The sequence below is a fragment of the Ditibartonella apis genome (assembly GCF_001952075.1).
GTDB lineage: Bacteria > Pseudomonadota > Alphaproteobacteria > Rhizobiales > Rhizobiaceae > Bartonella > Bartonella apis.
This window is the reverse complement of record NZ_LXYU01000004.1, coordinates 182,578-207,505: the sequence shown is the minus strand read 5'-3', so window position 1 is coordinate 207,505 and position 24,928 is coordinate 182,578. Positions and strand designations below refer to the sequence as shown.

General features: G+C 42.8%; 23 protein-coding genes and 2 tRNA genes. 12 read left to right on the top strand and 13 right to left on the bottom strand.

Annotated elements, in window-relative coordinates; translation table 11 throughout:
- Positions 1 to 22 precede the first annotated feature (22 nt).
- From nuoE to PEB0122_RS10040, 6 genes are all read right to left on the bottom strand, one after another.
- Entirely contained in the window at positions 23 to 682 is a 660-nt protein-coding gene (nuoE, locus tag PEB0122_RS10065; RefSeq protein ID WP_075870702.1) for an NADH-quinone oxidoreductase subunit NuoE, read from the bottom strand.
- Positions 682 to 1,872: an NADH-quinone oxidoreductase subunit D gene (locus tag PEB0122_RS10060; protein ID WP_075917221.1), complete on the bottom strand. Its 1,191-nt coding sequence runs from the start codon at positions 1,870 to 1,872 to the stop codon at positions 682 to 684. The genes nuoE and PEB0122_RS10060 overlap by 1 nt, the downstream gene beginning before the upstream one ends.
- 108 nt (positions 1,873 to 1,980) lie before the next feature.
- Positions 1,981 to 2,592 (bottom strand): NADH-quinone oxidoreductase subunit C, encoded by a 612-nt coding sequence (locus PEB0122_RS10055; RefSeq protein WP_075917068.1) that lies wholly within the window; start codon positions 2,590 to 2,592, stop codon positions 1,981 to 1,983.
- Between the two features lie 14 nt (positions 2,593 to 2,606).
- Complete coding sequence (locus PEB0122_RS10050; protein ID WP_075870705.1) at positions 2,607 to 3,188, bottom strand: NuoB/complex I 20 kDa subunit family protein; 582 nt, start codon at positions 3,186 to 3,188, stop codon at positions 2,607 to 2,609.
- Positions 3,179 to 3,544, bottom strand: a complete 366-nt coding sequence (locus PEB0122_RS10045) for an NADH-quinone oxidoreductase subunit A (protein WP_075870706.1) — start codon at positions 3,542 to 3,544, stop codon at positions 3,179 to 3,181. The genes PEB0122_RS10050 and PEB0122_RS10045 overlap by 10 nt, the downstream gene beginning before the upstream one ends.
- 579 nt (positions 3,545 to 4,123) lie before the next feature.
- Positions 4,124 to 4,200 (bottom strand) — tRNA-Asp (locus PEB0122_RS10040).
- Positions 4,201 to 4,439: 239 nt separating this feature from the next.
- Here PEB0122_RS10040 and PEB0122_RS10030 point away from each other — a divergent pair.
- From PEB0122_RS10030 to PEB0122_RS10000, 7 genes are all read left to right on the top strand, one after another.
- Positions 4,440 to 4,515: transfer RNA gene (locus PEB0122_RS10030), tRNA-Val, on the top strand.
- Between the two features lie 498 nt (positions 4,516 to 5,013).
- On the top strand, positions 5,014 to 5,643 hold the full coding sequence (locus PEB0122_RS10025) for a LemA family protein (protein ID WP_075917220.1): 630 nt from the start codon (positions 5,014 to 5,016) through the stop codon (positions 5,641 to 5,643).
- On the top strand, positions 5,640 to 6,485 hold the full coding sequence (locus PEB0122_RS10020) for a TPM domain-containing protein (protein WP_075917066.1): 846 nt from the start codon (positions 5,640 to 5,642) through the stop codon (positions 6,483 to 6,485). The genes PEB0122_RS10025 and PEB0122_RS10020 overlap by 4 nt, the downstream gene beginning before the upstream one ends.
- 5 nt (positions 6,486 to 6,490) lie before the next feature.
- Positions 6,491 to 7,132: a TPM domain-containing protein gene (locus PEB0122_RS10015; RefSeq protein ID WP_075870881.1), complete on the top strand. Its 642-nt coding sequence runs from the start codon at positions 6,491 to 6,493 to the stop codon at positions 7,130 to 7,132.
- Between the two features lie 717 nt (positions 7,133 to 7,849).
- Complete coding sequence (lipB, locus tag PEB0122_RS10010) at positions 7,850 to 8,578, top strand: lipoyl(octanoyl) transferase LipB (RefSeq protein ID WP_083650317.1); 729 nt, start codon at positions 7,850 to 7,852, stop codon at positions 8,576 to 8,578.
- Positions 8,579 to 8,589: 11 nt separating this feature from the next.
- Positions 8,590 to 10,140: a glucosyltransferase domain-containing protein gene (locus PEB0122_RS10005; protein WP_075917062.1), complete on the top strand. Its 1,551-nt coding sequence runs from the start codon at positions 8,590 to 8,592 to the stop codon at positions 10,138 to 10,140.
- Complete coding sequence (locus tag PEB0122_RS10000) at positions 10,137 to 10,577, top strand: GtrA family protein (protein WP_075917060.1); 441 nt, start codon at positions 10,137 to 10,139, stop codon at positions 10,575 to 10,577. The genes PEB0122_RS10005 and PEB0122_RS10000 overlap by 4 nt, the downstream gene beginning before the upstream one ends.
- A gap of 24 nt (positions 10,578 to 10,601) precedes the next feature.
- On the opposite strand, the gene PEB0122_RS09995 is transcribed toward PEB0122_RS10000, so the two are convergent.
- Positions 10,602 to 11,492 carry a ChbG/HpnK family deacetylase gene (locus PEB0122_RS09995; protein ID WP_075917057.1) on the bottom strand — a complete coding sequence of 297 codons (891 nt, stop codon included), beginning with the start codon at positions 11,490 to 11,492 and terminating at the stop codon, positions 10,602 to 10,604.
- Complete coding sequence (locus PEB0122_RS09990) at positions 11,489 to 12,448, bottom strand: glycosyltransferase family 2 protein (RefSeq protein WP_075917055.1); 960 nt, start codon at positions 12,446 to 12,448, stop codon at positions 11,489 to 11,491. Before PEB0122_RS09990 ends, PEB0122_RS09995 begins: the two co-directional genes overlap by 4 nt.
- A 175-nt stretch (positions 12,449 to 12,623) precedes the next feature.
- Between PEB0122_RS09990 and parE the strand changes: the two genes are divergently transcribed.
- On the top strand, positions 12,624 to 14,702 hold the full coding sequence (parE, locus tag PEB0122_RS09985) for a DNA topoisomerase IV subunit B (RefSeq protein ID WP_075917053.1): 2,079 nt from the start codon (positions 12,624 to 12,626) through the stop codon (positions 14,700 to 14,702).
- 546 nt (positions 14,703 to 15,248) lie between these two features.
- On the opposite strand, the gene recJ is transcribed toward parE, so the two are convergent.
- Together recJ and PEB0122_RS09975 are read right to left on the bottom strand one after the other, a co-directional pair.
- Positions 15,249 to 17,030 carry a single-stranded-DNA-specific exonuclease RecJ gene (gene recJ, locus PEB0122_RS09980; protein WP_075917219.1) on the bottom strand — a complete coding sequence of 594 codons (1,782 nt, stop codon included), beginning with the start codon at positions 17,028 to 17,030 and terminating at the stop codon, positions 15,249 to 15,251.
- 160 nt (positions 17,031 to 17,190) lie between these two features.
- Complete coding sequence (locus PEB0122_RS09975; RefSeq protein ID WP_075917218.1) at positions 17,191 to 18,474, bottom strand: O-acetylhomoserine aminocarboxypropyltransferase; 1,284 nt, start codon at positions 18,472 to 18,474, stop codon at positions 17,191 to 17,193.
- A 1,403-nt stretch (positions 18,475 to 19,877) separates the two neighbouring features.
- On the opposite strand from PEB0122_RS09975, the gene rplM reads away from it, so the two are divergent.
- Entirely contained in the window at positions 19,878 to 20,342 is a 465-nt protein-coding gene (gene rplM, locus PEB0122_RS09970; RefSeq protein ID WP_075870718.1) for a 50S ribosomal protein L13, read from the top strand.
- Between the two features lie 2 nt (positions 20,343 to 20,344).
- Entirely contained in the window at positions 20,345 to 20,833 is a 489-nt protein-coding gene (gene rpsI, locus PEB0122_RS09965) for a 30S ribosomal protein S9 (RefSeq protein ID WP_075870719.1), read from the top strand.
- An 89-nt stretch (positions 20,834 to 20,922) separates the two neighbouring features.
- Here the strand turns inward: rpsI and PEB0122_RS09960 are convergent, their stop codons facing one another.
- The gene (locus tag PEB0122_RS09960) at positions 20,923 to 21,288 is read right to left on the bottom strand and encodes a response regulator (protein ID WP_075870720.1); all 366 of its coding nucleotides are present in this window, start codon (positions 21,286 to 21,288) and stop codon (positions 20,923 to 20,925) included.
- Positions 21,289 to 21,361: 73 nt separating this feature from the next.
- Between PEB0122_RS09960 and PEB0122_RS09955 the strand changes: the two genes are divergently transcribed.
- Positions 21,362 to 21,655, top strand: a complete 294-nt coding sequence (locus PEB0122_RS09955; protein WP_075914419.1) for a DUF3572 domain-containing protein — start codon at positions 21,362 to 21,364, stop codon at positions 21,653 to 21,655.
- Entirely contained in the window at positions 21,646 to 22,965 is a 1,320-nt protein-coding gene (locus PEB0122_RS09950; protein WP_075917051.1) for a DNA polymerase IV, read from the top strand. Before PEB0122_RS09955 ends, PEB0122_RS09950 begins: the two co-directional genes overlap by 10 nt.
- A gap of 319 nt (positions 22,966 to 23,284) precedes the next feature.
- Here the strand turns inward: PEB0122_RS09950 and PEB0122_RS09945 are convergent, their stop codons facing one another.
- Positions 23,285 to 23,689 carry an SUF system Fe-S cluster assembly protein gene (locus PEB0122_RS09945; RefSeq protein WP_075917049.1) on the bottom strand — a complete coding sequence of 135 codons (405 nt, stop codon included), beginning with the start codon at positions 23,687 to 23,689 and terminating at the stop codon, positions 23,285 to 23,287.
- Entirely contained in the window at positions 23,682 to 24,926 is a 1,245-nt protein-coding gene (locus PEB0122_RS09940; protein ID WP_075917047.1) for a cysteine desulfurase, read from the bottom strand. Before PEB0122_RS09940 ends, PEB0122_RS09945 begins: the two co-directional genes overlap by 8 nt.
- Positions 24,927 to 24,928 lie beyond the last annotated feature (2 nt).

Sequence of the window (24,928 nt, the reverse complement as noted above, 5' to 3'; positions counted from 1 at the left end):
CAGTTTAACCTCAAGCAATAACTCACTCCTCCGCTTTTTTTGCGGACGATTTCCTCTTTGTTGTTTTCTGGTCACCATCCAACAATGAAGTAAGTCCCGTAATCGGCTCGGATGTTTTTCGACCATTTTGCGGGCCAACCGGAATAGACGAACCCTTGCCTGCCTCGAATGCATCAATGATTTCTTCCAGACGTTCCGGTGTTAAATCTTCATAAGTATCCTTGAAGATCATAACCATTGGTGCATTTGCACAAGCGCCCAAACATTCAACCTCTTCCCAGGAAAGCGTACCATCTTTGTTGGTTTCAAACGGCGCTTCATTGATCTTGTTTTTACAAACTTTGATCAGTTCTCCGGCACCTCTCAACATGCAGGGTGTTGTTCCGCAAACTTGAACATGCGCCTTTGTACCAACAGGTTTGAGTTGGAACTGCGTATAGAACGTCGCTATTTCCAAAACCCGAATATATGCCATTGAAAGCATATCCGCGACATATTCTATTGCTGCACGAGTCACCCATCCTTCTTGCTCCTGAGCGCGCATCAATAACGGAATAACAGCAGACCTTTGCCGTCCCTCAGGATATTTGGCAATAGTCTTCTCTGCCCATTTCAAGTTCTCCTTATTAAAGGAAAAAGAAGCAGGTTGGACGGCTTCATTGGCAAGACGGCGCACAGTCATCAGCGATCGACCTCCCCGAAAACAATATCAATAGAACCCAAGATTGCTGTAACATCCGCAAGCATATGTCCACGAGTTAAAAAGTCCATCGCTTGCAAATGCGCATAACCAGGCGCACGTAATTTCACACGATAAGGCTTATTTTTACCTTCCGAAACAAGGTACACGCCAAATTCACCTTTAGGTGCCTCTACTGCAGCATAGACCTCACCCGCGGGGACATGAAAACCCTCAGAATAAAGTTTGAAATGATGGATAAGAGACTCCATTGAACTTTTCATTGCCGCTCTTCTGGGCGGTGTAACTTTATGATCTTCCGCCAAAACCGGACCGTCTTTTTCAGTGCTTAACAAACGTTCTACACATTGACGCATAATACGTGCAGACTGGCGCATTTCTTCCATACGGATCAAATAACGATCATAACAATCGCCATTTTTCCCCACCGGAATATCAAAGTCCATTTCGTCATAGCATTCATAGGGTTGACTCTTCCGCAAATCCCACGGAACACCGGCACTCCGGATCATCACACCTGAAAATCCACGCACCCATGCATCTTCAATCTTGACTACACCGATGTCGACATTGCGTTGTTTAAAAATACGGTTCGGCGTAACAAGAGCATCAAGCTTATCCAAAGCGACTAGAAAAGGATCAATAAAATTTCCGATATCTTCAACGAGTTTTTCCGGTAAATCCTGATGCACCCCACCAGGACGAAAATAATTTGCGTGCAACCTTGCTCCACAGGCGCGCTCATAAAAAATCATAAGTTTTTCGCGCTGTTCGAACCCCCAGAGCGGCGGCGTCAAAGCACCAACATCCATAGCCTGCGTCGTGACATTCAACAAATGATTGAGAATACGACCGATTTCCGAAAAAAGTACACGAATAAGCTGACCGCGCTTTGGAACTTCAATACCAAGCAATTTTTCGACTGCAAGCACAAACGCGTGCTCCTGATTCATTGGAGCAACATAGTCCAACCGATCAAGATATGGCGTCGCTTGCAAATAGGTTTTTGTTTCCATCAGCTTTTCGGTGCCACGATGAAGAAGCCCGATATGCGGATCGACGCGTTCGACTATTTCTCCATCAAGCTCCAGCACCATACGCAAAACACCGTGCGCAGCAGGATGTTGCGGACCAAAATTTATATTGAAATTACGGACATTGACCTCAGCCACGACCCGCTCCTTTGCCTTGCTGCAATTCAACAACTACCCAGTCAATTACAGTAATAGGTTTTCGACCAAAATCACGACTATTTATGTCCGGAAAACACGTCTGCAATTTCATTTTATTCCCCCGGCCTTCTCGTCGCCCGGCAATACATAGTCTGTCCCTTCCCAAGGCGACATGAAATCAAAATTTCGCATTTCCTGACGAAGCACAACCGGCTCATAAATAACCCGTTTTAATTCATTGTCATATCTACATTCGACAAAACCGGACGTCGGAAAATCCTTGCGTAAAGGGTGTCCTTCAAAGCCGTAATCCGTTAAAATACGCCGCAAATCCGGATGACCCGAAAACAAGATGCCATACATGTCGTAAGCTTCTCTCTCATACCATTCCGCCCCCGGATAAACACTGCACGCAGAAGGTACAGGAGTATCTTCGTCGGTGCGTACTTTAACGCGCAAACGTAAATTATGACGAGGAGACAATAAATGATAAACGACGTCGAAACGTTTTTCCCTCTCGGGAAAATCAACACCGCAAATGTCGACAAGACCGACAAACTGACAATGTGAATCATCCTTAAGGAAAGAAAGGACATCAATAATGGCGTCAAGTTTAGCTACAACCGTCAATTCATTATAAGCAAAAACAGACTCATCAATTACGCTCTCCAACCGTTCTGCGAGATAAGACTGCAATTCCTTAAGCGCTTCACTATTCATCACTTGCTCTCCCCTCACCGTTCAATAGAACCGGTGCGACGTATCTTTTTTTGTAGCAACAAAACTCCATAAAGGAGAGCTTCTGCCGTTGGAGGACAACCAGGAATATAGATATCAACTGGCACTATACGATCACATCCGCGTACAACAGAATACGAGTAATGATAATACCCTCCTCCATTGGCGCATGAGCCCATAGAAATAACGTAGCGAGGTTCAGGCATCTGGTCGTAAACCTTACGTAACGCCGGTGCCATTTTGTTTGTCAAGGTTCCTGCCACCATCATCACATCTGATTGGCGCGGTGAGGCGCGTGGAGCGTAACCAAAACGTTCATTATCATAATGCGGCATCGAGCATTGCATTAACTCGATCGCGCAACACGCAAGGCCAAAGCTCATCCACATCAACGAACCGGTACGTGCCCAGGTAACAAGTGCATCTACAGAGGTTACCAAAAAACCTTTATCCGAAAGTTCACCGCTGATATTATTGAAAAATTCGTCATCCGAACCGATCAATTTCCCCGTATTCGGGTCTATAATACCTTTTGGTTTGGGAGCAACCAGTGTCGAATTGTCATGAATCAATCCCATTCAAGTGCTCCTTTTTTCCACTCATAAATAAAGCCGACGGTCAATACAGCCAAAAACACCAACATAGAAACAAAACCGAACATACCGACCGCATCGAATGACACAGCCCAAGGAAATAGAAACGCAACTTCTAAGTCGAAAATAATAAACAGAATGGAAACCAGATAAAATCTAATATCAAACTTCATACGTGCGTCATCAAAGGAATTAAATCCGCACTCATATGCTGAAAGTTTTTCCGGATCGGGAGAACGATAAGCCACAATATAAGGCATTATCAACAGTATACCGGCGATCAACGCCGACACGATTATAAAAATCAATACTGGCAAATAAGAACTTATCAGATCGGTCATGGTCCACTTCTGCCTTTAAAAGGTGCTGAACTAACACTACCGGAGTCTACCTGAAACGTAGCAAAACCGGCTTGTAAGTTAATCCCGCCCGTGCAGCTTAAAGGGCATGCCGTGCGATAAAATCTGCGTTAAGCGTTACCCCACCAAACGCTCTTACGCAATAGCAAACGCTATCATAAAATCGTAAGTTGTGCAAAATCCAGAACGAGTTTTACAAGCATAGGTTTGTATAACAGTGATCAATTCTGAAAAAAATAATTGAAAAACAATATATTGGGATATTTTTTACAGCGATTATTCCGCTCTAAAATTCAAACAATTCATCTTTTATTCATTCAGTCACGTTTTAGCGAACGATAATATTTACGTCACTTTTGGACCAAAACGACACAAAGTATACCACCATATGCCATTCGACATCAGATTCACTATCAGGAGAGCCAAATACAAACTCATAACAATTAAAAGTTTAATCAAAAATCAGGGGGGGGGAGCAATAAAGAATAAAACGAAGGCTTTGACTATCTAAACAAAAAGTCAAACATTAGCCATGATCAGCTAAAATAGCCATCTGAAAAATGGCGCGAGTGACGGGACTCGAACCCGCGACCTCCGGCGTGACAGGCCGGCGCTCTAACCAACTGAGCTACACCCGCGCACTTTTCAGTTCAGTCATTGTGACTGTGTGCGGTCGTTTAAGGTGTTCGCTTGCATCTGTCAAGCGACAAGCAGATAGTTTTTTCACAAAAATTGTTTTTTTCGCGAAAAACGTGGAAAAACAGCGTGGCCAAAAAAAATTAAGCAAAAAATCTATTTTAAGTGTCATCTTTCTCTTGCGTTTAGCAAAAGTTTTGCCTAAAGAGTGCGTCAGTTGTTACCAACCCACGGTAACGGCGGGCGATTAGCTCAGCTGGTAGAGCGCCTCGTTTACACCGAGGATGTCGGGAGTTCGAGTCTCTCATCGCCTACCATTCTCCATTTTCATTCTTTTACTAACTGGCTTATCAAACCTATTGAGCGCAGACGTTTGGGAAATTGTATCGTTTGTCGCATCTAATTGAATTCCCGCCCCCCTCTTCATGTTGTAATGACTGTCGGTCTCTAGCGACTTTCCAACTCCTTAATGAAGGTAACTGGTATAATAACAGCGAGGTCAACAGGATAACTTTTTCCGCATGTAAGCTGTTTCCACGTATCTCCATAGCATTTCAATACACGATGGTGAATCATAACCTGACTGTCTCGCTATCAAAGGGGTACCGTTGCAGTTAATGCGCTCTGTCAGGACCATTCGTACTGTGATGCAGTAAGACTCAACAATTTTCCAGTTTTAACCAATTTAAAGGGTGAATTTTTACGAGTCGTTCGTAATGTCTCAAAAAAAGCCATAAAATTTTTCAAAAGCTCTTTCCGAAGGGGAAGTTTTTCCTATCTGCATCAATATGGTGTTCATATTCGGAGAAGATTTTATGCAAGCCGTTCATCTCGTTGACGACCGAAATTCGGTCAAATTGCCTTTTATCTTTTTATTGATCTCTCTTTTTCTTCCAGTATTGGCAGGCTGCGGTTTCAATACAATTCCAACCAATGAGGAAAAAGCACATGCTGCTTGGAGTGAAGTATTAAACCAATATCAACGGCGATCCGATCTGATTCCAAACCTTGTCGAAACCGTTAAGGGATATGCTCAACATGAACAGGCTGTGTTGACCGGCGTTGTAGAGGCGCGGGAGAAAGCAACGCAAACAAATATCAACGCCGATATGCTCAACAACCGCGAAGCTATGCAACAATTTATCAATAACCAGTCCAATCTGACGGGAGCATTGTCCCGCTTGATGGCTGTTGCCGAAAACTATCCTGATCTAAAAGCGAATCAGAATTTTCTTGCATTACAATCGCAGCTTGAGGGAACCGAGAATCGCATTGCAGTAGCAAGAAGAGATTATATCGAAGCAGTGCGTGTCTATAACACAGCTCTCAAGACGATGCCGACTATGATATGGACGTGGTTATGGTATCGTGATGCAAAACCAATGCCCACATTTTCAATCGACGAGGCCGCCGAAAAAGCCCCCAAGGTTGAGTTCAACAAATGATTCTTTTACCTAGGCCAGTTTTCATAAGGATAATTTTCTTCATAATATTGGCCTTTAGTTCTGTTTGGACTTTATCCAATGCCTCTTCAGGTGGCTTGAATTTCCCCGAACTATCGAATCGCATCGTCGACAATGCGCATTTACTTAGTTCGGAAACAAAAACATCTCTTGGTACCAAGCTAGCGTCACTTGAGCAAAAGACGGGTGACCAGATCGTCGTAGCCACTCTTCCTAGCCTTTACGGCTACGATATAGAAACTTATGCAAACGGCTTATTCAGACATTGGGCTTTGGGGCAAAAGCAAATAAACAACGGCGTACTATTGGTAGTAGCACCGAATGAACGGGAAGTACGAATTGAAGTTGGATATGGGCTGGAAGCGATACTTACAGACGCTCTGTCTTCAACTGTTATTAATGCGATAATCATACCAAATTTCAGGAATGGGAATTTTGATAAGGGAATAAGTGAAGGCGTCAACGCAATCGAAGACATTCTGACAGGGAGTAAAGCCGACTTTGATTCCCGGATAAAAGCTTACCAGCAAATCGAACAGGAGAAGATCGAGCAGCAGCGAAAACAGGATTTAATAGCCAATGCCATAACTTTCATTGTGTTTTTCATCTTCGTCGTACTTCCGATATTGGCTTCAATTTTCGGAACGAAAGTTGGCCCTGGACGCTATCGCTGGCTCGGTATCGTCTTTGTACTTTGGTTTCTCGGATCGGGTCGCGGTGGAGGATTCGGAGGAGGTTTTGGCGGGGGATCTGGCGGCTTGGGTGGAGGATTCGGAGGCGGCGGTGGTTCGTCTGGCGGCGGTGGTGCATCAGGAAGATGGTAATATCAATGAATAAACAGGCTTTATCGGATGTGATTGAACGCGATAGAATCAGCGCTGCAATTCATTCTGCCGAAAAAACAACCAGTGGTGAAATTTTTGCTGTATTTACAAAAGGAAGCGACAGCTATTTTATTATTTCGTTTTTTATGTGGACTGTCTTTGTCTTTTTCTGTTCGATCATAGTTGCTTATTGTCTGCATTTTTGGCGGTATGACATTCCGCTTCATTATTTCGCGTCAATTTTTCTTACCATACATCTTTTAGGCTTATTCTATCTGTCCATTATTCCGGCTTTAAGATTGGCAATAACTCCCGCTTCGATTAAAAATCGTATTTGTCATGAAAACGCTATGCGTCAGTTTCTGGCGCAAAATATCAACCGGACAAAAAAGCGCACCGGCATTCTTTTGTTTATTTCAGAAGCGGAACATTATGCCGAGGTTATAGCTGACACAAAGATTTCGGAAAAAGTACCACCGGAAACATGGAACGCGATCGTTAAAGGCATGATGAAAAAGGCACGAAATAGAGAACTTACCGAAGCTTTTGTGGAAGCGATAAAAAAGTCTGGTGAAATACTAACGTGCTATTTTCCGGAAAGCAGCCATATAGATAACGAATTGCCTGACCATATTATTGAACTCTGATAACTCTTTATTTGTATTTCAGATATTCGTTATTGGCCGTATGTTTGTTTCAAGATGGTTTGCTACGCTATCAAGCCCGTGGCCCTACTCCAATTTTATTCATTGTCATGGGCTTATTCTTTGCTCTTGGCTCTTATATCGTTATTCATAAAAAACACCAACTTCTCCATTAAGTTTATAGATAGAATAAACCCGCATTTGGTAAACAGAGATCGCAGTATCGGTACGAGTTAATATTAAGCAGTTGTACGCCATTGGTTTGTTTTTTTGCCAACTGTAACACTAATTGAAATATTGCACCTTCTTCGTCTAACCTCGTCCGTTGAAGCAACCAAGCTTCACATTTGTAGTATTCCATATCCGATTTGCAAACCGGAAAAAACGCTTTACAGGAAAAACTGTTTGATCAATTCAGATATTTTTCTGTAACGTTAAAGAATACATTTAAAATTATGGATTTCTTGAATTTAGAATATATTCTATGGTATATTCTAAATTCTAATAATATTTATAATAATATAAATTACATAAATTATTATTTCATATTTATTCAAATACCTTGTTATAATTAGAAAATAAAATTTGAAACTAATAATTTTTAACATATTACAATTCACTCTATTGTCCTAATCCTTCAATCTCCAACGATCTAATTCCTTGATTTAAGTTTCATAGGCTAATAAATTATCGTGGAAAAATTTTTCGCGGCTGGATATGATGAACAATATAATCCGACAAAACCTAGATCACCATTTTTTACCGACAAAAGCTTCCCCGCCCGTAGAATGGGTCATAAGCGACGAGCTAGTTCCATATCCGTTTGCTCTCGAAGAAATGGAAAAGAGAATTGCCAGAATAGCTTCCGGAGACGCTCGTGAACGAATTTGGTTATTGGAGCACCCGGCTGTATACACGGCCGGTACAAGCGCCAAAAAAAGTGACCTTTTAACACCTGACCGGTTTCCGGTTTATCAAACCGGACGTGGGGGAGAATTTACCTATCATGGACCAGGCCAACGTGTAATTTATGTCATGCTTGATCTGAAACGTCGCAAAGAAGATGTCCGTGCTTTTATAGGGGCGTTGGAAGAATGGATCATCCAAACTCTGGCCGAATTCAATATCAAAGGTGAACGTCGGGAAGATCGCGTGGGCGTGTGGGTTGTGCGTCCCGACCGGCCGTCGACAATTAAAAACGAGCCGGCGGAAGACAAGATTGCGGCAATAGGAATACGTTTGCGCAAGTGGGTAAGTTTTCATGGAATTGCGTTAAACGTTGAACCGAATTTGTCACATTATGCTGGAATTGTTCCTTGCGGGATATCGGATCATGGTGTGACGAGTTTTGTTGATCTTGGTCTGCCCGTCACCATGGCAGATGTTGACATTGTCCTGAGACAAACGTTTGAAAGAATATTTGGCGCCACAATTTCTGTAAAACTTTAGGTTGCAACAAAATGATCTGCGAGAATACAGACCAGAAGAAATTTTATATCACGGCAATTATTGCCACGCTTTTATTTTATTTTCCTCTCATACTAAGTAATTATTATTATAGAGATGATTTTGAAAGGCTCGTTAGTCAAACTCCGGGATGGAGCGAATATGGACGACCATTTGCTGACGTTTTAGCATTCTTTCTTTCTGCTGATTGGCAATGGATGCCGGATTCATCCCCCTTTTTTCTTATCATTGCGTTATGTTTAACTATCGTATCAGCGTGTCTATGTTTAAAGATCCGTTCAATTCCGTTTAACGCGGTAACTGCGGCTCTGCTCGTCGCCTATATCTTCAATCCATTTCTACTCGCTGCATATCTTTATCGTTTTGATTGTGTGATAATGGCGATGGGATTGACATGCAGTTTGTTGGGTTGGGCCTACTACAAAAATTCAAAAATAAAATCTGCGATATTTTGCTTCATTTCTATGGGATTTTACCAATCCTATATCAATATGTTTATTATTCTTGTTTTAGTAGAAACACTATTTGATATTTACCGTGGTAGAAAAATCAGCATTGCAATTAGATATTTCATAAAGTCAGTTATCTTTGCTGCATTAATCACGGTTTTCTTTTATTTTTTTGATAAAATATTTATCGATGAATATGCTGCGGTGAAAGGTCAATTTATCTTTCAAAGTTCGAAAGGTGCAGCTCACTACATTGCAGTGACGACTGAAAATGTTTTTTCACGTTATTTCGGCTTTTTGTCAACAACCGGTAAAATATTGTATGGTGTAGCTATTTGCGTCGGTTTTGCACAAATTCAACTTCACTTTTATCGCGATACGCACTTCGATAAACCGGTTTTGAGAGCGGCAATCTGCTCGATTGCTTTTTTATTCATGCTACCCATTTCGCTTGGTGTGTTGTATGGAATCGTAGGTGACAGCGGCATCCCACCGAGGGTTATGCCCCAATCTATCTTCTTTTCTGTTTGCGTTCTTTTTCTTCTCATTCAATTTGTCACGCGTTTACAAAAGCTAGAAAATCAAAGGGGTGCTCTTACTTTTGCAAATACAAAAGCAACTTGGGGAATAATCGGCTTTTTCCTGCTATTTCCGCTTGTTTTTAGCTATATCTTGAATAGCGCAGTCAGGATTCAAAATGATTTGAACCGTTATTACTTATACCGTATCGCTACATCTTTAGAATCGTTTCCTCCCGAGAAGCCCATTTACATTCTGGGCGGATTGGGAACATCTTCTTACATAAAAGATACTGCCGAAAGAATGCGCCTTATTGCGGTGATGATACCTCATGGGAGTGACTGGCTCTTATCATCGCAATTAAAAGAATTCGGATATAACAACATAAAAATGATATCTAATACGCGGCTCGCCGCTCAACTGGTTACGGAATTATGTAACCAAAATCGGCTGCCTGATATCTACACTATGAATTATCGAATATTCGACCTGGACGAATTTCTTTTTATTTCGCTTGGACGCAAAAATATGTGCCTGAGCGATTATAATGAAAATACCGGGGATGATCCCCAATGACCCGACGCTTGGATGTGAATGAAGTTGTTTTGGACATTTATAAGAATCACAGGTCGTTTGTGCTGTTTTTATGTTCCGGATCGATCGCATTCTGGATCGATTTTTTTACTCTTTGGATATTACAGACATCTGGTCTAAATCTTTGGATTGCCAGAGCGTGCGCATTTATTGTTGCAGCTACTTTCACTTGGATATTCAACAGTCGGATATCATTTCGAGGTCGGGAAGCGCGTTTCAAAAATCTGAAAGGTTGGGGAAGTTATATGGGGCTTGCAGCCATCGGCGGTGTGCTCAATTACTGCGCGAGCATGACTGTGTTAAAAAGCTCCGGCAATGTCACGCCATTGACTTTATTCCTGGCTATTGCGGCCGGATCGTTTGCAGGACTTTTCGCCAATTATTTTTTAAACCATTTTGTATTTTTTAAAAAAGCATGAAATAGGCTGATATTTCTATTTGAATTATTCAACAAAAACAGCGTTATATTTTCTCATGATCTCCAAAAGATCATCCGATAATAATAATTCAAGTTCTTTTTGCCGTTCAGTTGTCTTATGAGCCAGACGATACTGGCTATCTTTATAAAAATTGCTTTCCGAAACTTCGTTATTAACCGGGTGTGTCATTATCTCGATAATCACATCGCGATCTGACGTTTTGCTTGATATCAACGCCAACCCCTTATCAATATCATCCAAAGCGAGGTTGCAACTCGCAGTCGCTCCTAAAAAAAAGTCGGAAGTGGGCACCTGATAGCGACTCACTAAAGCTCTCGTATCTTTTGCCCAAAAAGCCAATAATTGCCGGCGCAAATTTCCTTTGATATTATCAACAATATTTGACCGCCTCATATATCCAAGTTCTAATGGTGTGCGTATGTAGGAAACCGGATATTTTTTTAAAAGCTCTTCGATCACTGGTCTTAATGGCGGCAATATGTGGATATGAAGATGACCGTCGAGCCTTATTTGCCTATCACTAAAACGGTTATGGACGAATTCAATTTGCTGGCAAAATTCTTTGAATATCCATTCTTGTAACAACTTTTTCTTAGAAGAAAAATAAAGTTTTTTTATCAATTGCCCCAGTGACAAACAAAAAAAGCCATGTTCACTGGTCAATCCGAACGCACTCCCTCCTTCTGAAAGAGATCGTCCCTCAAGAAGGTTGAGATGTGTATTGATAAACTTGCAACCTGTTTTATCTAAAGCTTCGTAGCTTGATTGGTCTTCACCGCCGGCAAGAACACTGGTGCCCTGTAGCCGACCTTTTTCTAGTGCTGTAACGATTGCGCTCGAGCAGCCGCGATCAACAGCAAAGTCGTCCGCATTAAACAAGCAGAAAAGTGTCATTTTCGCGCTTTCCTGTTCTTGGAATCTTCTCCGCCTCCCAGATTTATTTTTTGACTGATCAGAAAACGCGGACGACTTTTTACTTCATAAAAAATTTGACGGATATATGCCGACAAAACACATAAGCAAGAGAGGACCGCAACACCGGTAATCAAAATGACAAGGATCAAAGTTGAAAAACCACTGACCGATTTCCCGATAATTTTAGAGATGACAGCGTCACCGCCAACAACTAAAGAAAATAAGACAAACAGGAAAGTCATAAACCAGATGAAAACGAGAGGCTTTGCTGAAAAACCCGTTAGCGAATCTATGGCTAAATGCAGTTTTTTCCAAAATGACCAACCGCTTTTCCCAATTTCACGATTTTTAGGAACAAAAGAAACACTTACCTGCTTGAAACCGAGCCATTGCACAACACCTCGATAAAAGAAAAGCTTTTCCGGTAGTGATTTCAGTGCATCTGCTACTTTTCGGTCAAGCAAAATAAAATCACTCGTTCCTCCAATATCATTTTCGGTTATCCAGTGAAAAATTTTATAAAAGCTTGCCGCCGCCAAACGATCCAAACACGATTCTTGTTGTCTCTTCTCTTTCACAGCCGAAACAATTTCGGCCCCCTCTTCCCACAATTCAAGCATTTTGGACATCAATTCCGGTGGATGCTGCAAATCGCAGTCAATCGTTATGACAACGTCACTATCTGCCAAAGAAAGGCCGGCTGCGATTGCCGATTCCTTGCCAAAGTTTTTTGCAAGCCGAATACCCTGAATTCGGAATTTTTCAGGAATAATTTTTTGTAAGTCCGACCAGCTTGTGTCCTTAGACCCGTCGTCGACAAGTATAATCGTCAAATCATACTCAAGTTTAGAAAATACTCGTGCGACTTCTTCGACAAAAATCGCAATTCCTTTTCCTTCATTATAAACCGGACTAATTACTGTGACTGTTGTCATCTTTGCATTCCGCAAACAAACCCCTTGATGTAGATCTTTTACATGATTTCATTTTAATTGAAAGTCTTGCGAACAGAACACGAACATCCTCGCTTTTTCGCATCATATATGCAAAAATAGAACGATTCGTACAAATTGAACTTCAGATAAATCCTAGGATAGATAATCGACACCGATGGACGAGAAACATAACGATCTTTTTGGAAATTTGCAAAGCAATACAGAAACGGCAAAAGAACTTTCCGATGGCGTTTCAAAAAAAGTGAATCTCGAAAAAAAAGATAAACAAACGTTGAAATCCTTGACTGTAACAACCGATGCAGAAGATAGCTATGATGCTTCATCTATCCGTGTGCTGGAAGGGTTGGAACCGGTGCGTTTGCGTCCGGGAATGTATATCGGTGGCACTGACAGTAAAGCACTTCATCATCTTTTCGCAGAAGTTATTGATAACTCGATGGACGAGGCTGTTGCAGGCTATGCCAATTTTATCGAAGTATCGCTTGATGCCGACGGGTATTTAACAGTTACCGATAACGGACGCGGTATACCGGTAGAGAACCATCCGCAAATGCCTGATAAATCGACGCTTGAAGTTATCATGACCCAATTACATTCAGGCGGCAAATTCGACGGAAAGGCATATGAAACATCAGGTGGACTTCACGGCGTCGGAATATCGGTTGTCAATGCTTTGTCAGATGACATGGAGGTGGAGGTAGCGCGTGGCCGCAAACTTTACCGACAGCGGTTTTCCCGCGGGATTCCCAAGTCAGGTCTGGAAGATTTAGGCGAAATCCATAATCGCCGTGGTACACGCGTCCGTTTTCATCCGGATGCAGAAATATTTGGGCCAAAAGCTGCTTTCGATCCTGAACGGATCTACAAAATGGCACGCTCGAAAGCCTACCTTTTTGGCGGTGTTGAAATTCGCTGGAGTTGCGATCCGGCAAAGCTTATCGGGAAAGACAATATTCCCGAGAAAGCTGTTTTTCATTTTCCGGGCGGGTTGAAAGATTTTTTAAGTTCATCTCTTGACGGGGAATATCAAGTCACTTCGGATATTTTTGCAGGAAAAACCGAACAGCGCGGTGGCCATGGTTCTGTCGAATGGGCGATCACGTGGTACGGTGGTGACGGTTTTATCCATTCCTATTGCAATACTATACCAACGGGTGAAGGTGGTACGCATGAAGCAGGTTTGAAACAGGCTCTTCTACGCGGATTAAAGGCTTATGCCGAATTGACGGGTAATAAACGGGCGTCCGTTATCACCACCGATGATGTGATGATATCGGCGGCTGTAATGCTTTCGGTCTTTATCCGTGAACCGGAATTTGTCGGACAAACCAAAGATCGTTTGGCAACCGTCGAAGCACAACGAATCGTCGAAAATGCGATTCGTGACCCGTTTGATCATTGGCTCGCCAATTCCCCTCAGGAAGCCACCAAACTTCTTGATTGGGTTGTTGAGAGAGCCGAGGAACGATTAAAAAGGCGTCAGGAGAAAGAAGTCAGTCGCAAAACTGCCGTGCGGAAGTTACGCCTTCCAGGAAAACTCGCTGATTGTACGCATAATTCCGCTGCGGGAGCAGAGTTATTTCTCGTCGAAGGTGATTCAGCCGGTGGTTCGGCAAAACAGGCCAGAAATCGTGCAACTCAGGCGGTGTTACCCTTACGCGGAAAGATTCTTAATGTTGCCAGTGCCGGCCGTGACAAGTTGAGTAATAACCAGATAATATCCGATCTTATATTGGCACTCGGTTGTGGCACACATTCAAAATATAAAGAGAGCGATCTGAGGTATGATAGGATTATCATCATGACAGATGCCGATGTCGACGGCGCCCATATTGCCTCGCTCCTGATTACTTTTTTTTATCAGGAGATGCCGGAACTTATAAAGAAGGGGCATCTTTTTTTAGCGGTTCCGCCTCTCTATCGCATTTCGCAAGGTGGTAATGTTGCCTATGCGCGGGATGACGCCCATAAGGATGAACTATTAAAGACAAAATTTACCGGCCGTGGAAAAATCGAAATCGGTCGGTTCAAAGGTTTAGGAGAAATGCGTTCGGACCAGCTTAAAGAAACGACCATGGATCCGAAAAACAGGACTTTACTACGAGTCGACATTGATAGTGAAAGCAATCAGGTGACTAAAAAAGTCGTTGAGGATCTTATGGGATCAAAGCCTGAAGCCCGTTTTCATTTCATTCAGGAAAATGCGGAATTCGCCGATAATCTGGATATTTGATAATTTATCGAAAAATTAAACGTTTAGCGAACTACAATAATAAAATTGACTGTAAAAAAAATCTCGTAAAGCGTCGTTGAAATCTCACACCGTTAAAATTGAAATATTATGGTTTGATTTTCATGTTCCCAATATCAAACTGTTGGATACACATTTAGTTTTGTGAATGAGATAGATTTGTCTCGATCCAATGCTCATTTAAAAATATTGATTGTTACCTGAACTTGAAATTATGACAGTAAAACATGAAAGGTTTACGCATAACCGTTCGTCAGAGATTTTTTAAAATATAATACTGTTGCTATAAAATTCATACTTTTAATAATATTTATAATATTATAAATAATTTAAATATTATTTTTTTAATTTACCTATTTTTCAAATTGTATAATTGTATTGCTTATTCTCTTTCTCACATGATTTTACGTATATTTATTCGTAATAATACTGCGATGATGTAAAATTATCGAGAACCACATCTTGGAGTCCTCATTTCCGGACAAGTGAACAGTTTTCGCGTTGGAACATATCCCGATAAATTTTTCCTTATTCAGGCTCGGCTGCGTCAATCACCCTCAATTGGGGTGACGCCTGACCGTTCCAATAATTAAGGTTCAGATTACCCGCAATATGAATGTTTTTTCCAAGATGTGCTATCAAAAAGTTCCCGAGATCCGTATCTACCGCACGAAATGCTATGGCTTTTAATTTTTTTCCTTCAATATTTGATAGTGACATCAATAAATGTCCGCTGCCCACTTCTCTGACATCTGACAGACGGTGCGACGGTAATACAAATATTGGCAGCGGATTTCCGGAACCGAAGGGTCCAGCTTTTTCAATCATTTCATAAAGCTCTTTGGTAGCTCCCGAAGCCGATAACAGTCCATCTATCGACAATGTTTCATGGGCGTGCAAATCATTTACTTTGGCAGACAATTTCTGCCCAAGCCATTTCCGGAATTCATCTATTTTGCTCTTTAAAATTGTAACGCCTGCTGCCATAGCATGTCCCCCGCCTTTTTCAAGCAGGTTCAATTCAACAGCTTCCCGCACCAGCTCACCGAGATTAACTCCGGCTATCGAGCGCCCCGATCCTGTCGCGCTGCCATCTGCTTTGATTGCTATTGCAAAAGCCGGGCACCTGAATTTTTCTTTCAATCTGGCTGCAAGAATTCCAACAATACCGGGGTGCCACCCCTCGTGTGAAACAACGATCACACTTGGACTTTCGTCAAGTTTTAATGATTGCAGATCGCTTTCTGCTTCCAAAAGTTGCTTTGCTTCGATAGCTTGTCTCTCCTGATTGAGAGTATTGAGCTCTTCCGCGATAGCATTGGCCTCGTCCTCGGTTTTTGTAGTCAACAGGCGCGCTCCAAGCGCCTGATCACCAATTCTGCCTCCTGCGTTTATACGCGGTCCGAGTAAAAAACCGAGATGAAACACATTGAGTGGTTCGCCAATTCTGGCAACTCTTGAAAGCGCTACAATACCGGGATTGGACATCATACGCGCAACTTTTAACCCCTTTGTAACGAAAGCCCTGTTCACACCGACAAGCGGCACAACATCACAAACTGTCGCAAGCGCTACAAGATCAAGATAACATAGAATATCCGGAAGATCGCGATGCTTTCTTTGCTGTCTGATTTTTTTTAACGTCCATGCTACTGTTATAAAAACAAGACCGGCCGCACAGAGATTTCCCTGTCCCGAACGGTCGTCCGGACGATTCGGATTAACGAGTGCATAGGCTTCCTTATGGACTTCCCCCATCTGGTGATGGTCGAGTACAACCACATCAACACCTTTCTCCCGTGCTGCTTTTATAGCCTCTGCGCTATTTGCTCCACAATCCACAGTGACGATCAAACTTGCACCGTTATCAGCCAACATTTTCATAGCTTGCGGATTGGGTCCATAACCTTCAACGATGCGGTCAGGTATGTAGATATCCACGTTGAGACCAAAAAAAGTCAAAAATCGATAGAGAATAGCTGAAGAACATGCACCATCGACATCATAGTCACCGAAAATCGCAACTTTTTCTTTGTGGTCAATAGCTTGGACAATCCGCTCTGTTGCTTTTTCCATGTCTACAAAAGTCACCGGATCAGGTGTCAATGCCTTCAAAGTCGGGTCTAGATAATTCAAAACTTCTTCTTCTGGAACCGAACGCGCTGCTAGAACGCGTGCCAGAGGCTCTGCTATGCCGAATTTTTGCGACATAGTGAGAGCATCATTGACCCCTTCCCGATCAAGGCTTGCAATCCATCTCCGTCCGATTGCAGATCGGGCTACACCTAAAAAATTCTGTTCGGTCTCTATCATGATTGATCTGATACAACAAAAAGCCCTTCAAAGCGACGCACAAATTCAAATTTCCTTTAATTTTCAGAGACGTCCGCGTAGCAACATAAATAAAAACCTTCAGAAGTGTTTTTCACCTCTGAAGGCCTTACCCCTTTTTACGATACTATCTTTACTGTCAAATTTTATCCAATGCCTGTTCTATATCGCCAACAATGTCCTTCACGTCTTCTATACCGATAGACAAACGAACAACGTCAGGACCGGCACCGGCAGCAATTTTTTGACTGTCGGTCAATTGGCGATGAGTGGTCGAAGCCGGATGGATAACAAGCGATCTCGTGTCTCCAATATTTGCCAAAAGCGAGAACAATTTTAGTGAAGAAGCAAATTTCACACCGGCCTCATATCCGCCTTTGACGCCGAAAGTGAAAACAGAACCTGCACCTTTTTGCGCGTAATGTTGCTGAAGCTTATGATATTTATTGCTTGGCAAACCGGCATAGTTTACCCATGAAACCTTTTTCTGCTTCTCTAGATATTGTGCCACAGCTAAAGCATTATCACTATGTTTTTGCATACGCAGCGGCAAAGTTTCGGCACCTGTCAAAATTAAAAATGCATTAAATGGCGAAATGGTTGGTCCAAAATCACGCATACCCAAAACACGCGCAGCCGTTGCAAAAGCGGCATTCCCCGTAGCTTCGTAGATCACGAGTCCGGCATAATCGGGACGTGGTTCGGTCAATTTTTTATAGTGCCCTGATTTTCCCCAATCAAAAGTTCCGCCATCGACAAGAAGACCACCCATAGAATTACCATGACCACCAATAAATTTTGTTAGCGAATGGATAACAATATCGGCTCCATGCTCGATCGGGCGCAGTAGGTAAGGCGTTGCAAGCGTATTGTCGACGATGAGCGGCACACCATGAGCGTGAGCAATTTTCGCAATTGCTTCGATATCCACCACAATTCCACCCGGATTGGCAAAACTTTCAATATAGATAGCGCGCGTCTTGTCGTCGATTTGCTTCTCGAACGTCTCGGGTTCTTCGCTGTCAGCCCAACGGACTTGCCAGTTGAACGACTTGAATGCATTCGAGAATTGGTTGATCGATCCACCATAAAGCTGCCGTCCGGCAACGAAATTTTCTCCGGGTTCCATAAGCGTATGAAATGTAAGAAATTCTGCAGCATGACCGGATGCGGTTGCCAAGGCAGCCGTACCGCCTTCCAGTGCTGCTACTTTTTCTTCCAATACCGCTTGTGTCGGGTTTGTAATACGCCCATAAATATTTCCGGGTTCAGTCAAGGCAAAGCGGTTTGCTGCCTGATCGGCATCCTTGAACACATAGGCTGTGGTCTGATAAATGGGTGTGATCCTCGCGCCCGTTGTCGGATCAGGAGCGGTTCCCGCATGGACTGCCAGTGTTTCTATTCCCGGTTTTACTTTTGTCATTTGCTTCTCCATAAAGCATCTTGAAATATCTTTGTTACAAAGAAGCTAGAAGAACCTGCGTAGAGGCACAAGAAAACAATTTCTCTAATCCCTGAATTGTCACTATTTTTATCCCGCAATTAAACTCGTCCGGATATTTATTTACTCCGACATTTGCAGTCTGTCTGATCTGGAACATTCAGAATAAAAATCGCTCATATTTCCTCTCAAAACCGCTTAAGCCGGATTTTTTAACCAATATAATGTGCTTGGTTGGATTTTATCGACAGCGTTTCGACCTATATAACCGAACGCGCAAGCCTGTTTTCTACAAACAAAGTCATGCGATGGCTAAACACCAAGTGAATTGCTAAGATCGGGAATGTTCAATCGTTTTATTGAAATTGATTTACCTGCTTTTAGTTTCGTATCAAATGCAATACATGCATCAGAATGAACTGCCTTTATCGAATTTGATAAATGCACGCCATACATGAAAATCATAGCTTGAAAAGGTAAAAACCGAAGGTGGAGGTATGTGATCTACGTAGAATTCCCAATCCACTGTAGAGAGTTGATGTCCTTCAATTCATTCTCCCGCCCAACCGTCGTTCAACGTTTTTAACGGGAAACGTTTTCGCTAGACTTTGTGGTTGTTCCTCTAACTGCTCGTATGGTCATTCCCCTTTTCCCCCGCAAGTATTGCAATTTATCATTGATAATAGCTGTTTTGGACATTGCTCAAGGCGAAAATACGCATATCTGGTTATCGATTAGTCCGATGTTGGGCGGTTAATTGCTTATTTTCAGATTTCGTTTTGATCACACCCTTTGACTGTCTCCAACTATTGCGGGCCCAAGAACTTTTTAGATTTACCTTTAATTACAGCATATTGATTTATTTTTTTAATATATTTGTTCAAGTTTTCCAACAATGCTTTGTCAATAAATGCTTCGCTAAATGCGACTAAATATATCCGACTGAAACTTATGAACTCATGTGCGCATTCGGTGCACCCCATTCATTTGAACTTTGCCACCTGTCAACCTGCTAAAGTCAGCAAATATGTTCGATGGATATCTGATGTTTTTAACGGCTAGTTCAACGATATATATAACTCAGCAATAAAAACCTTCTCGCTGTCAGACAGCGCACCGGCAATATTCTCACTAATATCGGGATAATATCCTTTGCCAACGCCATATCAATACTATGTGGTACGATAATACCTCTATCGCAAAATATTGGAAATATTGGCTTATTTTTCGATTAATGTAATTTTTTTTGATTGACGTAATTGCACTAAGCTTATAAGAAGCTCGCACGTGTCATGGATGGCACATTTGTTGTGGTCAACTTATCACAACACTAAGCAACAAAAAACGCCCTTGTTCAACATGGGATTTTAAAAAGGAAAGCTTCAATGGCAACTTTTTCACAAAAGCCCGCTGAAGTGGCCAAGAAATGGGTCATTATTGACGCAGAGAACCTTGTTTTAGGTCGTCTTGCCACATTGGTAGCCAACCGGTTACGCGGTAAACACAAACCAACTTATACACCACACGTTGATGATGGTGATAATGTTATCGTAATCAATGCCGACAAAGTCGTTTTGACTGGCAAAAAACTTCATAACAAAAAATATTACTGGCATACCGGATATATCGGCAGCGTCAAAGAACGTACGGCTCGTCAAATCCTTGAAGGACGTTTTCCTGAACGAGTTATTGAGAAAGCTGTTGAACGCATGATTCCGCGTGGTCCTCTTGGCCGTCGGCAGATGAAAAATTTGCGTGTCTATGCTGGAACCAAACATCCTCATGAAGCCCAGCAACCTGAAATTATCAATGTTGGCGCTCTCAACCGTAAAAATAAAAGGATTGCTTAATTATGGCCGAGATTAGTTCTTTTTCCGAGCTTGGTGCGGCAACCGAAACGGTTGTAGCTCCTGCAGCACCGGAAGCTCCTGTTCATGAACGTAAGCTTGACGCTCAAGGACGTTCCTATGCTACAGGTAAACGTAAAGACGCTATTGCACGCGTTTGGATAAAACCGGGTAGCGGCAAAATTGTCGTTAACGGTAAAGATTTTGACAAATATTTTGCACGCCCTGTTTTGCAAATGATTTTGCGTCAGCCAATTCTTGCTGCAAATCGCGATGGTCAGTTCGACATTATTGCATCGGTTGCCGGTGGTGGTCTTTCTGGTCAAGCCGGTGCTGTTCGTCACGGTATTTCCAAGGCTTTGACCTATTTCGAACCTGGTCTCCGTTCGGTACTGAAAAAAGGCGGCTTCCTCACACGTGATAGCCGCGTTGTTGAACGTAAGAAATACGGTAAGGCAAAAGCCCGTCGTTCTTTCCAGTTCTCGAAACGTTGATTCCTATGTTATTTTACAAAAAGCCCCGTTTTTGCGGGGCTTTTTTATTTTTGTAATTCATCGAATTCAAAAGTCTTTATGAGTGTATCTCACCCGAGAAATCGTTTGACCATAGCCATGAAATTAACAACCGATATCGGCTTCGACATATAATCTTCACATCCACTAGCTCTGATTCTTTCCTCGTCGCCCTTCATAGCAAAGGCAGTAACTGCAACGACCGGTATAGATTTCAATTCATCATCCGCTTTCAATTGTTTGATGACGTCAATTCCGGAAACCTCTGGTAATTGGATATCCATTAAAATAAGGCCGGGTTTGTTTTGTCGAGCCAGATCCAATGCAGCCAAACCGCTGCGGGTTTCAACCGTTTCATAGCCACAGGCTTCGACAAGATCGTGGAACAATTTCATATTGAGTTCGTTATCTTCCACGATCATAACTTTTTTTGACATCCTACAATCTCCGCTCTTCCAGCTTTGTAACTATAAGAGTAAACTTGTTATGGTTACTACTTGGCTAAATGATATGAAAAAACTGATAACCAATCGTGAAGAAGCTGAAGAATTGGCGGTATCCGCATTATTGTTTATCGCGAACGATCCCGAGCTTATGCCACGTTTTTTAAATATCACAGGGATAAATGCTTCCGATATTCGTACGGCAGCAGCCTCGAAAGGTTTCCTTGCCGGCGTATTGCAATTCATATTGGCACATGAACCGACACTCATGTCTTTCTCGGAACAGTCAGGCTACCCACCACAATCAATCGGGGAAGCTGTCAACTTTCTTCCTGGCGGAGAACAACCTGTATGGCTATAAGCCCGTTTAATCAACCAGAATTTGGTTTTTGTCGGGATTGTTTATCCATTCAGCACAAGTTCAACAAACGTTGCGAAAAATGTGGTTCGCCGCGTCTTATCTATCATCCGGAACTTTATTCTCTTACATTGGCACATATTGATTGCGACGCATTTTACGCTTCCGTTGAAAAGCGCGACCATCCGGAGCTACGCAATAAACCTGTTATTGTCGGAGGTAGCAAACGCGGGGTGGTTTCTACCGCCTGTTATATTGCGAGAATTTCAGGTGTACACTCGGCAATGCCGATGTTCAAGGCCCTGGAACTTTGCCCAGACGCAATAGTCATTCCTCCCGATATTACAAAATATGCCCGCATAGGGCGGGAAATCCGCCAGCTTATGTTCGAATTAACCCCATTGGTTGAACCTATTTCAATTGACGAGGCATTTCTGGATATGCGTGGTACTGAAAAGCTCCATAAAGCGCCGGCTTCATATATACTCGCACGCTTTGGAAAGCGTATCGAGCAAGAAATTGGTGTTACTGTTTCTATCGGTTTGTCATATTGCAAGTTCTTGGCCAAAATTGCTTCCGATCTTGATAAACCGCGTGGTTTTTCAATTATCGGAGAACATGAAGCACTCGCGTTTCTTGCAAAACAACCTGTAACGAAAATATGGGGTGTCGGTACAGCATTAGCGCAAAAATTATCCCGTGACGGAATTACCTCAGTGGGTGAACTTCAACAATTGGACGAAGCGCTCCTAATCAAACGTTATGGGCAAATGGGCCAGCGTCTTTATCGGTTGTCACGCGGGAAAGATAATCGCTCTGTTCAACCCGAACGTGAAATGAAGAGCATATCGTCTGAAACGACCTTCATGAGCGATTTATCAAATGCGGAAGACCTGATACCGGTTTTACGCATGTTGTCTGAAAAAGTTTCAGCACGACTGAAGACCAGTGAAATTGCCGGGCAAACCGTTGTTTTGAAGTTAAAGACCAAAGATTTCAAAACGCGAACGCGCAACCAAAGCCTTGACGACCCAACACAGACTGCTGACCGAATTTTTCGGGTAGGGTTGCGATTGTTACAGAAGGAACTTGATGGAACGAAATTCCGGCTACTCGGTATAGGTGTCCAGCAATTATCGAAGGCTTCTCGTTTACAAAATAATGATCTTCTAGACCCATTTCAGCACAAACGAGCTATAGCCGAAACCGCGATGGATAAACTTCGTGCCAAATTCGGAGATAAATCTATTGAAACCGGTTATACATTCGGCAAAAATATTTCCGTGCGCAAAGCACCGGATGACAAAGCTTGATAATGCAGAAAAAACGTTATTTTCAAAACAATGAAAGGCCGCGCATTTCGCTCGAACAAAAAATCCATGCCGGATGATCAGACAAAAAATCCGCCACTTCCACCCAGATACCATCATTACTTGACTTGCATTGACCTATATCAAAACAATTTAGCCAGATGAACGTCGGTTTTTTGAACTTTCGTTTACCCGCCCCCACTCCTTCGAATTTGACAATAAAAGAGCCACCTTATTACCCATCAGATAACAGGAACAAATAATCATTGACAAAATTTCGCCTATATTCATTTGGCGACAATTATTTATCAAGTCGGAAGTGTTAATACCAACCAAGTGCAATCTGTGCTTCTTCGGACATTCGATCCGGTGTCCAAGGTGGATCAAATGTCATATTAACCTCAACGTGTGAAACGCCCTCCACCGCGCCTACTGCATTTTCAACCCAGCTCGGCATATCACCTGCGACAGGACATCCCGGTGCAGTCAATGTCATATCTATTTTTACGGTGCGATCGTCCTCGATATCAATCTTGTACACCAGCCCCAGCTCGTAAATATCGGCTGGAATTTCGGGGTCGAAAACTGTCTTCAAGGCATTGATAATATCGTCTGTCATGCGATCAAGTTCAGCAGGAGGAATCGTTGAAGTGTTTGTCGTAGCAACATTATCGCCCCAATCGCCTACCGGCTCTGCAGCATGAATTTTGTTGTCGGGATCACTCATTAAAAAACCTCCTTGCCTTTTCCAACGCTTCGGCAAGCTGATCGACATCATCGCGATCATTATACATTGCAAAAGATGCACGACAGGTCGATGTGACATGAAAGCGATTAAGGAGCGGTTGGGCACAATGCGTTCCTGCTCGCACTGCTACTCCCTGACGGTCAATATACATTGAGACATCGTGGGGATGAATTCCCTCGAGTTGGAACGAGATGATGCCGCCTTTATCAGGAGCACGCCCGAAAATACGCAACGAATTGATCGCCCCGAGCCGTTCATGAGCATAGGCCGTCAATGCTTTCTCGTGAGCCTCAAGAGCTTTACGATCTTTCGACATAATATAGTCGAGAGCAACACCCAGTCCGATAGCCTGAACAATAGGCGGCGTTCCTGCTTCAAAGCGATGAGGCGGTTCGTTATACGTGATCTTGTCAACGCTCACGTCTTCAATCATTTCGCCGCCGCCCTGAAACGGGTGCATTTCTTGCAATCGATCTTTTTTGCCGTAAAGAATGCCGATACCTGTCGGCCCATACAGCTTGTGGCCTGTCATCACATACCAGTCGCAATCAAGATCTTGAACATCAACGGTCAAATGAACGGACCCTTGCGCCCCGTCGATCAAAACCGGAATATTCCGCTCATGAGCGGCCCTTATCATCTCTTTGACCGGTGGTACTGTGCCGAGGGTGTTAGACATATGGGTGACTGCTACAAGTTTCGTCTTTTCAGTCAATGCCTTTTCGAAATCCTCCAAATGGAGAACTCCATCGTCGTCAACCGGCACAAAAACAAGTTTTACGCCCTTGACTTCGCGTATAAAATGCCAGGGAACGATATTGGAATGATGTTCCATAATCGTCAAAACAATTTCGTCACCTTCCGAAAAACGCGGCATTCCATATCCATATGCCACAGTATTAATTGCTTCAGTCGCGTTTTTGGTAAAGACAATTTCGTCATGCGATGAAGCGTTTATGAATTTACGAACGCTTTCTCTGGCTTTTTCATAAAGTTCGGTCGCAGTGTTCGACAAAAAATGAAGGCCGCGATGAACATTGGCGTAGCTTGTCCGATAGACCTCGTCCATAGCCTCGAGCACCTGCCTCGGCTTCTGGGCCGAAGCAGCATTATCAAGATAGGCCAAGCGTTTACCGTAAATTTTCTGATCAAGAATCGGAAAATCACGCCGTATTTGATCGATATCGAAAGACGAAGACGTTTGGTCTGTCATCATTA